This is a genomic window from Flavobacterium algicola, from assembly GCF_022399565.1.
Taxonomy (GTDB): Bacteria; Bacteroidota; Bacteroidia; order Flavobacteriales; family Flavobacteriaceae; genus Flavobacterium; species Flavobacterium algicola.
Window position 1 is genome coordinate 357,791 of record NZ_JAJTUT010000003.1, and the last position, 13,357, is coordinate 371,147.

A 13,357-nucleotide genomic window follows, 5' to 3' on the forward strand; every position below is an offset into this window, starting at 1 on the left:
TATTGATGCTAACTTTCGAAAATTTAAAAGATCATACGCACAGTGATTTATCTCGTTTCTATTTATAAGTCTTTACTCAATAATGTAGGTTCTTGTGTCTATTTCAGATAAAGAGAAGAATCCTAATGCATAATTATCTTTGTCGGTTACATTGATGATATTGCCTCGTACAGTTGCGGGAGGAGCCTGGAAAGGACCACCGCCGCCGCCGCCAGCAATTCCAATTAGTATGTTCATATAATTGTAATATGTTTTTGAAATTCCATAATGCACAATACTTACTTCATCACCTATTTCTAACTCATCGTTTTGTGACAAGCTAAAAAATCTATTACCTTGAAAATAGCTGTCTTCATCAGCGTAAAAAGTTTGTTTAATTTTCCCAGTATAGCTGTATTGATATAGGTAATAATTTGTTTCTAAAACAGGATCGGTAAAATAAGTTTTAATTTGAATGTCTTTTCCTGTAATTCCACCATCATTTTTTTGTTCTACTTCTGTAATAGGAGCTACAGATTTTAGTGTTTCGGTAGCGGTGTATGTCTCACCTTTACTAATTACCGTTAACGTGTAAACTTCCTCTATTTTTGGAATAAAATTGTAGCAAACGTATTCTCCAGTAGTACCAACTTCGGTAAAATTAAATGTTGTATTTGTACTGTTCTTCACGGTGATCGTAGCTCCTGAAACAACAGGAATTTCTGTGCTATAATAGGATGTAGTTGTTGATAGTTTGATTCTTTGTTCTTTGCCAGTAGTTCCTTTTTTCCATTTGATGGTAGCTTCAACAACTAACTTCGGATCAGCAGTGGTTAAATCTACGTCAATCACTTCTTCGCAGCTATATAAAAAGAGTAAAGTAAATAGAGATAAAAATAAATGTATTTTTTTCATAGTCTAGAATTTAAAATTATAAGTAACTGCAGGAACTATTCCAAAAATAGAGGTTCTTACAGCTTCATTAACGCCTGTATCTGAGTTTTGACTAAAATTTATCGAAGCAGCATTTTGACGGTTGTAAAGATTGTAAATGCTGAAAACCCATTCGCCTTTCCATTCTCTACCTTTGTTGTTTGATGGTGTTAATGTTGCAGACACATCAAGATGATGGTAAGCTGGCAAGCGGTTTTCATTTCGCAAATTATAACTAGGTACAACTATACCTGCGTACGTGTACTGTCCGTTAGGATAGGTAACGGGCTGTCCTGTTTGTAATACAAAATTAGCTCCAAAAGTCCATTTGTCACTTCTCTTGAAAGAACCAGTTACAGCCAAATTATGCGTCTTGTCGTAAACCGAATTGTACCATTGTCCTTTGTTAATACCCGATTCCTCTGCTGTTCTTCCAGGAGTTTGCTGCTCTGATTTTGATAGCGTGTAAGAAATCCAACCACTGAACTTACCTTCATTTTTACGCAACATAATTTCGAGACCATAAGAACGCATTTGACCGTTTAATACGATTTGTTCAATTGCTTCGTTGGCAATTAAATCGGCTCCATCAATATAATCCAATCTGTTTTTTATTTTCTTGTAATAAGATTCTACTTCTAAAGAAAACATATTGTCTTGAAAATTTTTGAAGTAACCTATAGCTACCTGATCAGCAATTTGAGGCTGAATGAAATTATCACTTGGCATCCACACATCCAAAGGAGTAGGTGAGGAGGTGTTCGATATTAATTGTAGGTACTGAACCATTCGGTTGTAACTCCCCTTTACAGATGAATTATCGTTTAGCTGATAAGATAGCGCCAACCTTGGCTCTAAATTATTAAAACTTTGTATGACCTCGTTTTTATCGTAAAATTCGGTAGCTATAGGTGTTGCTTTTTCGTAAATCTGCAAATCGGTGTTAAAAACTACTGGGTTATTATCATCGTAGATATTTACTGTTGATTGACCTAAACGATAAAACATACTGTAACGTAGTCCATAAGTAATGGCGATTTTCTTAGATATTTCATGCTCTGCGCTTATGTACAGCGAAGGTTCAAAAGCATATTTTCTATCTAGTTGGTCAAAGTTAATTCCTGAACTATCATCGGTAGGTTTTATCGTTCCTGGATTAAAGGAGTAGTAAATTGCATTAAGACCGTAATTCAATTTGAATTTATCAGACACATAGTTCTTGAAATCGTATTTTAAATTATAATTTTTGATGCCAGAATCCCATTTGAAACCTACGAAATCCAAATCCAATCCGTAGTAATAATCACTGTAAATAACAGATAAATTAGAGAATAACTTATCTGAGAATAAGTGGTTCCATCTCAAATTTAAAGTAGCATTTCCGTACGTGTTAGAAAAACTATTGCTAATTGCAAAAACATCGCGACCAAAGTATCCGGATAGGTATAAATTATTATTATCATTAAGCTTGTAACTTATCTTAGTATTCAAATCATAGAAATAAGCAGAATTATCTTTTTGATCTTCAGATAATTTTAAGAATAAATGCGCATAAGAACTTCGTCCACCAATTAAAAACGAACCTTTGTCTTTTACTATTGGTCCTTCGAGTAAAATACGACTAGAAATAAGTCCTAGTCCACCGCTGGCATGAAAAGATTTGCTATTTCCATCTTTCTGGTATATATCTAGAACGGATGATGCTCTACCTCCAAAGTTAGCTGGAATTCCACCCTTGTATAATTTTAAATCTTTGATCGCATCTGGGTTAAAAACAGAGAAAAATCCAAACACGTGTGAAGAGTTAAATATGGTAGCCTCATCCAAAAGGATTAAGTTTTGATCCGCTCCACCACCGCGGACATTAAATCCGGAAGCTCCTTCACCAGCGTTTGTTACTCCGGGTAAAAGCAATAAGGATTTGATTACGTCCACTTCACCTAAGACTACAGGCATCTTTTTTATAGATGAAATAGAGAGCTTATTGATACTCATTTCCGGCTTACGTATCTGCGTGCTTGTATTGGCTCCAGTAATAATTACTTCATCCAGCATTTCTTGACTGTCTGCTAGTGTAAGATTTAACTTTGTGCTCTTGTTTAGCGTAATGCTTTTTGATACGTTTTGAAAGCCGATATAGCTTATAAGAATTGTGTAAGAACCTTGTGGTAATGTAATGGAGTAGAAACCGTATTGATTGGTATTGATACTTGATTGGGTCTCTGGAATGTATATGTTGACACCAATCAAGGTTTCGTTGCTTTTGGCGTCAGAAATTGTTCCGCTTAGTGTGAACTTCTGCTTTGTTTGTTCATCATCATTTTTTTGCTGGGCGAAACTAAAAACGCTAAAAGAGAGAAACAGAATTATGGTGAAGAATTTTTTGTCCAACATACTTTTTTTAATTTGAGGTACAAATTTGGTAAAATTATAAGTAATTAGCTAGCAAACAAAAATTAAAACTCTGTTAATAAAAAAAGACAACTGTTTAGGGTTGTCTTCATTAAGTATCTGCTAAGAAAAAATGATTAAATCTATGCGATAGCAGTTTTTGCTTTCCGATTTTTCATTCTAATTTCCACCTTAAATCAAATTCTGTTGATCGATTTAAATCATTTTACGTTTACCAGTTTCGTAAATCTAAAATCTTCTGTAATTTTTTCCCGTTCCGTACGATAAGGTAAGGCAAGGGCATACTGCTTTAAAATGGTGGGAATTCGTAAACGCTGAGATTTCGGCTAAGCGAAAGTACGATTAGATGACGGTAATGCCACTAAATTCACAATTTCTACAAGACGAGTGTTTGCAAATTCTTACGTTTATACGCTATTCGATTTCCTCCGCATAAATATCAAAATCTTTAAAAAGAACTTTTCCAAAGTCTTTGGTAGTTTTGATTGTTTTCTCAACTTTTTTGTGGTCACCTGCGTTAAAACTTTCTCCACCATCTTGTTGTAAGAACCAATTGTTGTGTTCTTTTGAATATTTATATGTTATAATTCTTGTCCATCTCCACGCACTTCCGCCATAATGTTCTACTGAAAAAAAACCTTTTTTTATAGTAATTCCTGTATAAGGATCGCCCATCATTCCACCGCAGTCGATGCAATAAACAGATTTATCATTTCTTTCAACAAGTTTATATTTATCATTTGGTGCACCTATTAAAATTAAAAGTGGTCTTTTTTCAGGATTTTCGATTACATCTGAAGTTTTTTCTTCATGGTTCTTTTTTAACACCAAAATCATATCATTGTAACTATCCAAATTTAGATTGCCCGAAACTGCATCTAAAACTGAATAATTTTCTGGAATAAAATCTTTGATATTTTCTGTTAAATCATTGACTTCTTCTTTAACTGACTGTGGCAAATTTTTTTTAGTACTATCGTTTACGATAACCTTATTTGTTACTATTGCCGGTGATTTTTGTAATTTTACTTTTCCAGTTTTTTCATTACAAGATCCAAGAAGAAATACAATAACAATGATGATTAATACAGTAAATTTATTCATAGTTAGTTTTATACGTATTTTTCTTAGACAACTTGCCTGACACGTTTCGCCAATTTAAAATGTTGGAAAAAATGTAACCGCTTAATTTTCGGCTTAATGAGACCTTGATGCGGAACGGTAATTCATTAAGATTGTCAGAGTAATTATTTTTTTGCTTATTCAACATCAAGCTCGTCAAAATCCTTAATATCAGATAGCCTTATTAATTTTTTCTTTTTTATGGTTTCCCAAGTGTCTTTAAAATTATCAGCAGTATATTCATCTCCATCTACATCCTTGTTTAGATTATCACTTGTCAGTTTCTTTTGTGTCAAAAAATTGATACTGACTTCATATTGTGGTACAGGACCTCGGCTTGAGTATGAATCATAACCAATTAATTCCATATCTCCATTTTGATATCTAAATGTGTAACTCCAGTTCCCATATCTACCATGCCCATAACTGACATATAAGTTCCCTTTTTTTATTTCAACATAAAGCTCAGGAGCAAAATACACGCCACCATCTTCATTTTCGGAAGAAAAACAATCGTAATTTTTTGTGGCCAGTTGATAAAAACCTCCCTTATTAATCAACACGATTATACCTCTACGATTTCGGTCTAAATTACCACGGTAATCATCTTTTATTATTTTACTTTTGTCAGTTCCTTTTATGATAAGAACAATATCTTCCAACCCGTCTTTGTTTAAGTCACCTTTTATTTCGTCCCAGCTTCCAGATGAAACTCCGCCTTCATACTTATGAATACTATATCCTTTTGGTAAAAAATCATTCGGATTTTTCTTTTGTACCATTTGTCCAAAAGCAGTAACTGTTAGGGTAAGTAAAAAAGATGTAATTTGTTTCTTCATTTTTGGTTGTTATATAATTGCCGGTAAAGTTGATATATAAGGATAATTGCGGGTTTGCATGCGAGGATTTTCCGAAGGAAAATCAGATGTAGAAAACACGCAACAGCCTTTAAACGAGCACTATATTTAAATTATTTTTAAACTTTGTTGTAACTTGTTATATTTTACATTCTATTCCCAAATTGAAAACGGATGATTTAATAGTATTATTTCGTTCAATTAATCCGGAAAAGTATCTTGTATGTAGATTAATTTTCTCTGAAAACTTATAACCAATTCCAATCGTTAGTCCGAAATCAAATTTGTCATAATCAAAATCCAACGGTTCGGTTGGTGTTCCTGACATAGCTGCAAATGGGTCTTTAATAATTTTCTCTTTCCGATTTATTATATATCCAAATTGTGGACCACCTTCAAGATAGAAACTTTCGCTGACAAAATACTGTGCAACAATAGGGATTATAATTGTAGATTCATTAATATTTGATTCGAAGTCAACTATTGAACTGAAGCCATTGGTATCAGTCAATTCAATATTTTCATTTACAAATTTTGAAGCTTGTACTGCAAAAATTAGTTCAGGTTGAATCTTAAAATCATCTGATATTTCAAAATTCGCGAAGCCACCGAGATAAAAACCAAATTTTCTATCATAGCGTACATCCTCAATTCCAGAAATTATATATCTCGGTGTGTAAGATGAATAATTAGTACCAGCTTTAAGTCCGATTGCCATATCAGTATTCTGAGCTATTACATTATTAATGAAAGTTAAAAAAACAAATACTAATAAGAAAAAGTGTTTATTCATAATTTTGGGTTTTAATTGCTCATAGCGTCAGTCTGTGAAAAAACTAACATTTGTTTGGATCAAATATAACATATAATGTCAAATAAAAAAGAAGAAAAGTTGTATATTTAAATATGCAACACATCACTAGAATTCCTCGCAATTAGCTATTTTTTAATAGTTTAGAAGAAACCATTACTTCAGATAACGTTATTTGTATTATCGATGCTTTTGTCGATGTGTATTCATTAAAATCATTACGTTTTAGGGTTTGTACTATAAATATGGAAGGATGTTCAACTTATGGTTAGGTCATTTTATGTCCAAAAGTGAAGGAAAATACTAGAAAATTACATTGAAATTTACTGCAAAAAACAGAGGGAGGATAGTCTCTTGCAATTCTTAAAACATATATAACGAAAAACCCATAGGGATAGATGTTGAGCGGTTCCGTTCAATACGAGTTTTATTATTTGTGCTTCGTACGCAACGACACTCAAGCTGTTAGCAGTAGCACTAATACATAAAATCAAATGGTGTAAAATCCTGTAATTTTGGCAATGGGTATAACTTTTCAATCGATTCATTTTTTTCTATTATTTTATCAGAATCCCATGATTTATTTATCATTATTTTTTTTCCAGTAGATAAATTATAATCTACTGATTCTATATAACCAGGAACTGCCCCATTATATGTATAGCCTATTAGTTCAAAATTTCCATTTTGATATCTAAATTTGTGAGTTAAATTACCTCTAATTAGTGCATTGGAAAAAATCAACATTCCTTTTTTAATTTCTAAATTCTCCAAAACGGCACTATCTCTAGTGTCATGAGATTTTTCCATTACTGCCTTTTCGGTAATTAAAACTGATTTATATTCCCCCTTTTCATTCCCAAATTTGATTTCTAATGAACATGGATGGAACTCATTATTTGTATATTCTTTTACCATCACTAAATCCTTGATATTATCATTGTTCAAATCTCCATGTATTTCAAACGTAATTTTAGTGTTCTTGTTTTTAGATTTCTGACAATATATATTTCCGGAAAAGAAGAATATAAAAATAAGGATGATTTTAATTTTTATGATATTCATATTATTAATGCTACGTCAGTCTGTGAAAATACTAACATTTATTTTAATCAAATATAACATATAATGTCAAATAAAAAAGAAGAAAAGTTGTATATTTAAATATGCAACACATCACTGAAATTCCTCGCAATTAGCTATTTTTTAATAGCTTAGAAGAAACCATTACTTCAGATAACGTTATTTGTATTATCGATGCTTTTGTCAATGTGTATTCATTAAATCATTACGTTTTAGGGTTAGCACTATAAATATGGAAGGATGTTCAACTTATGGTTAGGTCATTTTTATGTTCGAAAGTGAAGGAAAATACTATAAAATTACATTGAAATTCAATGCATACTTGGCGTTCCCTATTTAATTACCAAACTTCAAAAATGGAAATCACCATACAAGGCAAAAGTCTTGCTTTTGCTAAAAACGACGTATTTAAACCCGAATACAGACTTCCTGTCGTTCCAAACTAAATCAGCTGCCTAAAAAAAATAGCCTTCTTAGAAGGCTTCATTTAAGTTGTGATATCGTAAAATTTAATGATTATTGTAGAAAAAAGAGGTTTTTTCACAGCCTGACGTTCTCGCGCCTTGCGCCGTTTGCGACTTACGAAGACGAGTATTTTCGGCTAAACGAAAATACGGTAAAAAAACGGTAATTCCACTAAATTCGCAAATGGCGCAAGACGTGTGTTAGTGGCTGGCTTTTTTACATTTATATTTTTAAATTCTACTTTTCTTCAATTTTTTTGTTTGGGTTGAAAAAATAAAATCCGAAGGAATTTACAAATATCATTATTATCAATCCTATAAATACTTCATTACCATTAAACTTCCAAAATCTAATTGTAATTGAATAATTCGAAAATAGAGACCAAACTATAAATGGCACGATTGGTATTAAATAAATTAACAAATTGCCTTTCAAAAAACTCAGTAAAAGTTTTAAAAATATTCCGTTATAAATACAAAGTATAAAAACATATGGTAAATATAAGATGAATGCAAAAGTTGAAGTATTCGTGTCTGTATTTTCATTTATAATTAAAGCAACTAAACTTAAAACGAATGCAAACATTAACAATATTTGAGTTTTTACTATACTATAATTATTAATATTTTTCATAATTCTGATTTTCAAGTTTCTGTTGACAAAATCCGACTTTCTAGTTTCTACTTTTAGATTTTAATTTTTAAATCTCTATCATTTGAAAGTTACATCTTCAATTTATAACCAAATATAAAATATTGTCTTTTAGTGAATTACGTTTCGGTTTTTTTAAGCTTGCCACTAACGTTTCGCCACTTAGCGATGTTGCGAACTTCGTGACCAATTATTTTCCGCTAAAGATAAATAATCTTGCGAAACGTAAACGTGAATTTACCACAAAACTAGCAATATTGCTAAATGGCTGTTAGCAATAGTTGTTTTACTCACAATTTATAATTTCAATTTTTTTAAGGTATTGTTTACTGGTTTTTCCTTTAAAGTTTTTTAATCCTTGATTAGTCAGCTTATTCACTTTTCTATATGATGGAATTTTTACAGTATCATTTCCCATTTTTTTCGCAAATTCTAGCAATTCATTATATTTTGATTTCGGAAAAGGCATATACTCAAGTTTATTTCTTTTAACTACGAACTTCATTTCTCCCTTAAACTTGTTGTTTTGGTTTTTTAGTGAGTCAAAAAATATAATTAAAGTGTCTTTTTCAGTTTTCCAAATTCCTAGCGAATTGTTATTCTGCATATCACCTTGAAAATTCAGAATCGCATTTCCGCTACAATTTAAAGTCAAAGTTTTGCTAAACATTCCGTAACTATTAAAGTTAGTTCTGTATTTTCCAATAACGACTTTTTTCGAACACGAAATTAAAGTTATAACTAACAAAAAAAATGTAATTATTATAAAATGCTTTCTCTTCAAGTTCGATTTTTTTTACAATTATTGCTAACGGTTTGCTGCTTTGAGATGGCTGGAAGTTCGTAACCGCTAATTTTTCTGCTAAACGAAAATTTGATGCGAAACGATAATTCCACTAAATTCCAGCTAGCTCAAAATGGCGGTTAGCGGATGTCTCTTTTTATGTTTTCAATTTCTGTTTGCATTTTATATTCCCAATTTTTTCCGTTTCTCTTTTCTAAATATGATTTTACAGTCTCTGAATATTTTTCTTGAGCTTGGATTTCTACCAAATCTACTATGCATCCTGTGTTTACATATTTAATACCATATTTCTTTCTAATACTATCAATACTATTTTCATTTTTTTGGGAATACATCGGAAGTTGAAGTCCGCCTGCAAATTTATAAGTGACATTATCGTCTTTTATATCACGTTTTGCTTCTTTTATTAGTTCGTTTTCTCGTTTAGTTAATTCTATTTTTGTTGTTAAATATAATTCTGTGAAATTGTATATTAAGAATAATAGTAGTAAACAATTTAGAGAAAAGAAAACTCTACTAAACTTACTTATATATTTTAAATTTTTGATGTCAATTAAGCTTATCATAGCAGAAAAAAAAGCGAAACTTAAAAATAATATTGACAGCATTTTCCATTCGAAATATTTCGTACTCCACCAGTACTGAAATTTCATTTCAATAGGTGAGAAGTAATCACCAAAAATAGAAACAACTATTATTACTAATATTATTATTGTATTCAAATAAATGAATTTCTTTTTCATCTGCATTTTTTTTGAGATATCCGCTAACGCTTTGCCACTTTGAGATGGCTGGAAGTTCGTAAACGCTCAGTTTTCGGCTTAACGAAAACTTGATGCGGAACGATAATTCCACTAAATTCCAGCTAGCTCAAAATGGCTGTTGTAAACAGTTATTTATAGGTCTGTTTTAATTTGTTCAGATGTAATAATTCTTGTCATTAAACGTTCGACGTCATTGTAACTATATTTATTACCTTTAGATTTCTTTAAAATTTCAACAAATTCTGAAATCTCAGCCTCTCTTTCAATAATAATATATTTAATGTCATTAGGCTCGAATTCAAGTCTTAGATGATCTATTTTTTGGTTTACAAGATTTTTTTGCTCGACAGTTTTGTATGAATCTGTGTGAATAGCTATTTCTTTACAATCTTCAAAACTTGGTGTGTATCTCCACTCTCTTTCATCTGAAAATCGATAGTTTTTTATAACTTCGCCACCTCTTGATAAGTCAGCTTCATAGTTTTTAACATGTCGCAATATATTTAACCAATTTTTCTGCCCGTCTGTTAGCTGATCAAATTGTACAGATTCACCGGTAGTTATTTCTCTATAGCTTTCATCAATACTTTTGGACAAAAAAGATTCAGATTGTATATACAAAACAGGGTTTAGTTTGTTTTTTTGCGCCCATTCTTTCGTTAGTCCAATGCCGTACGCCCCATATTTTCCAATATGGTCTTTAATTTGCGATAAAGGTATATCACAAAAACTTACCATTGGTGCTGCGTAATTAAGTTCGTTATGTAAGTTAACATCTTCTTGGCAATATTTAATCTTAAAATTTTCTTGTAATATTCCTTTTAAAGCTTCACTGGTTTTAGTGAAATGTATAATTGTGTTTGAACTTAATGGCATAAATGTCTCATTTTTTTATAATTGTTTACAACGTTATGCCACTTTGAGATGGCTGGAAGTTCGTGACCGCTTAATTTTCGGCTTAACGAAAACTTGATGCGGAACGATAATTCCACTAAATTCCAGCTAGCTCAAAATGGTGGTTATATGCTGCTTGTTTTTTAGGTGAAATTACGATTTTAACCGCTGACTTTTCAAGTTTCTTTTGGCAAATTCCAACTTTCAAGCTTTTGTTTTTCGGTTCGTAAGTTTTAGTTATGATTAGACAACTTGTTTGTTATTTACAATTGTTATGAAATTCTTTTTTATGAACATCGGTATTAATAAAATCAAAATATTAATTAAAGAAAACAAAATTGAGAGCCAAATATTAAATGGATTAAAAATCGGCAATGAAAATATTCCTAACGACAAAATAAAAAATATCCAAGTAAATAATTTTCTATTCAATTTTGCGGTTAATACATTCTGAATCGTTACAATTATAAAAAAAGCAAATATAATAAAAGGAAATACAGTTCCAATAACTAGTTTTTGATTTGGTGTTATTGTTAAATATACTACTGCAAGTAGGAAGGAATAGAATACAGTTTGTATTATACTAGTTAAAAATCCAATTGCTAAAATTCGTTTCATATTTCAAACACTATTAAATTATTTTCTAATTATTCTAAATTGTATTGTTGTGTGGAAATTACAATTAATTGAAAACTTTACAATTTTCACGTTTCTGCTGTCAAATTCCAACTTTCACGCTTCTGCTTTTCAGATTTCAATTTTCAAACTTCAATTGTCATATTCAAATTTCACGTTTCCACTTTTCATATTTCCATTTTCAAAATCCAACTTTTAAGCCTCGATATTCTATACTTTACAAACTATTTTTCAAATTGTTTCCGTCAGCGTCATTTCGGCACAAGTAGCACATAACGTTTCGCCACTTAGCGATGTTGCGAACTTCGTGACCGATTATTTTCCGCTAAAGATAAATAATCTTGCGAAACGTAAACGTGAATTTACCACAAAACTCGCAATATTGCTAAATGGCTGTTAGCGGTTCGGTTTTTTATCTATATTTCTTGTCAATTCCACTTTACGGTTCCGTTATATGTTTCCATTTCACAAACTTTTCAAGCATCTATATTTTCGGTTTCCTTTCAGTATTGTTTTTTATAAGTTGTCTTTTTAAAGTTGTAAAATTTATTAAGCTTTTTGTCATAAAGATTATAAGGAAATGATTTCGATATTAGTAGTGAATCTTTAATGTAAAATTTTTCGTTTCTAAAAATTACATAGCCAATATTTGGCGTACAATCTTTCTTTGTCTTTTCGATATTATAATTATCATTCGCAGTCGTATCTTTTGGCGGTGGAGGAGGTTTAAGTATAAAACTTTCAATATAATAACATCCTCTAGGTTCAAAACTATTTAAAACTAAAGTGTCATTATTTATTTTCCACTTCCCTTTCGATATCGAATGTGAAACACAAGCAGAGCGATTGAATTCAAATGTATTGTTTGAATTTATTGTTAAATTCCCATCTAAAGAATACCATTTATGTTCAAAAGAATTTGCAATAATTACTTGCTTTTTTTTACAACTCAAAAGAGTTAGAAAAACTATAGCTACAATATAAAGATGCTTTTTTTTCATTTCTACGTTTTTTTCACAACTGACCGCTAACTTCTTGCCGCTTGGCGTGGTTGGGGACTTTTGAAACCGAGTATTTTCGGCTTAACGTAAATGTAGTGAAAAAACGGTAATTCCACTAAAGCACCAATCTCGCCAAACGGCTGTTACCAGCAGGTTTAACTATTTTTCTAATTCAATTATTTTCCAATTCAAATTTTTAAACGTATTTATATTTCCCATTTTATTTGGAACGAAAAAGAAAGAATCTAAATTTATTAAATCTTTCTTTTTTAATCGACATTGTATTATTTTCTTTTGTTCTAATGACATAATTGTAATTTCTATGAATTTATCTTCATTTTTCCAAACCGGAGTGAAATCAGCAAAGCATTGTGCAAGTTTTTTGAAAACACTAATTAAAGTTCCGCTATTTGTATTTTTGAGTAAGTGAATAAATGCTCCATCTTGTTCTTCTCTTATTAATTTTAAAATATCTTTTCCAGTATTCATTATTCCAGAATTTTTGTATTTAAATTCAATATTTAGTTTTCGCTCGTACTTATTGGAAACCTTTTCATAGATGCACATATCATGTGAAGCCGATTGACCTTCATCTTCTATTTTGATTGTCTCATATTTTTTACTTAAATTGAATTTCCCCGAAGTAGGCGTTTCAATTGAATAATACAAACTTGGATACTTAATTTTAAATTCTTCAACAAATAAAAATCGTAATTCTTGCTCAGAATATCTAATAATTTCTTTTTTTCTATCAGCTTGAAATTTTGAAGGAAAAATTAATTTTTCATCTGAATTTCCGCCATCTTTCTCAGAATTTAACTCACACAAACGAGCTAGAACTTTTTTATTTATTTCGAGAATATTAATCATATTTAAATTAAATTATAGTCGTTTTACTATGTCGTTTTCAAAACTTGCTGGTAACGTTTCGCCACTTTGAGATG

Annotated in this window: 11 protein-coding genes; all 11 read right to left on the minus strand. The window is 30.8% G+C overall.

The window, feature by feature from the left end:
• Window positions 1–72: 72 nt before the first annotated feature.
• On the minus strand, window positions 73–894 hold the full coding sequence (locus LXH21_RS12315; RefSeq protein WP_239866293.1) for a DUF4249 domain-containing protein: 822 nt from the start codon (window positions 892–894) through the stop codon (window positions 73–75).
• A gap of 3 nt (window positions 895–897) precedes the next feature.
• Entirely contained in the window at window positions 898–3,306 is a 2,409-nt protein-coding gene (locus LXH21_RS12320) for a TonB-dependent receptor (protein ID WP_239866299.1), read from the minus strand.
• A 432-nt stretch (window positions 3,307–3,738) separates the two neighbouring features.
• Window positions 3,739–4,428, minus strand: a complete 690-nt coding sequence (locus LXH21_RS12325; protein ID WP_239866300.1) for a hypothetical protein — start codon at window positions 4,426–4,428, stop codon at window positions 3,739–3,741.
• 155 nt (window positions 4,429–4,583) lie between these two features.
• On the minus strand, window positions 4,584–5,285 hold the full coding sequence (locus LXH21_RS12330; RefSeq protein ID WP_239866301.1) for a hypothetical protein: 702 nt from the start codon (window positions 5,283–5,285) through the stop codon (window positions 4,584–4,586).
• Window positions 5,286–5,442: 157 nt separating this feature from the next.
• Window positions 5,443–6,096 carry a porin family protein gene (locus LXH21_RS12335; protein ID WP_239866302.1) on the minus strand — a complete coding sequence of 218 codons (654 nt, stop codon included), beginning with the start codon at window positions 6,094–6,096 and terminating at the stop codon, window positions 5,443–5,445.
• Window positions 6,097–6,591: 495 nt separating this feature from the next.
• Entirely contained in the window at window positions 6,592–7,179 is a 588-nt protein-coding gene (locus LXH21_RS12340) for a hypothetical protein (RefSeq protein WP_239866303.1), read from the minus strand.
• A gap of 1,420 nt (window positions 7,180–8,599) precedes the next feature.
• The gene (locus LXH21_RS12345; protein WP_239866304.1) at window positions 8,600–8,983 is read right to left on the minus strand and encodes a hypothetical protein; all 384 of its coding nucleotides are present in this window, start codon (window positions 8,981–8,983) and stop codon (window positions 8,600–8,602) included.
• Window positions 8,984–9,237: 254 nt separating this feature from the next.
• Entirely contained in the window at window positions 9,238–9,861 is a 624-nt protein-coding gene (locus LXH21_RS12350) for an FEKKY domain-containing protein (protein ID WP_239866305.1), read from the minus strand.
• Window positions 9,862–10,014: 153 nt separating this feature from the next.
• Window positions 10,015–10,758: an abortive infection system antitoxin AbiGi family protein gene (locus LXH21_RS12355; RefSeq protein WP_239866315.1), complete on the minus strand. Its 744-nt coding sequence runs from the start codon at window positions 10,756–10,758 to the stop codon at window positions 10,015–10,017.
• 1,157 nt (window positions 10,759–11,915) lie between these two features.
• The gene (locus LXH21_RS12360; RefSeq protein ID WP_239866318.1) at window positions 11,916–12,413 is read right to left on the minus strand and encodes a hypothetical protein; all 498 of its coding nucleotides are present in this window, start codon (window positions 12,411–12,413) and stop codon (window positions 11,916–11,918) included.
• A 159-nt stretch (window positions 12,414–12,572) separates the two neighbouring features.
• Window positions 12,573–13,283 (minus strand): hypothetical protein, encoded by a 711-nt coding sequence (locus LXH21_RS12365; protein WP_239866320.1) that lies wholly within the window; start codon window positions 13,281–13,283, stop codon window positions 12,573–12,575.
• Between the last annotated feature and the right edge of the window lie 74 nt (window positions 13,284–13,357).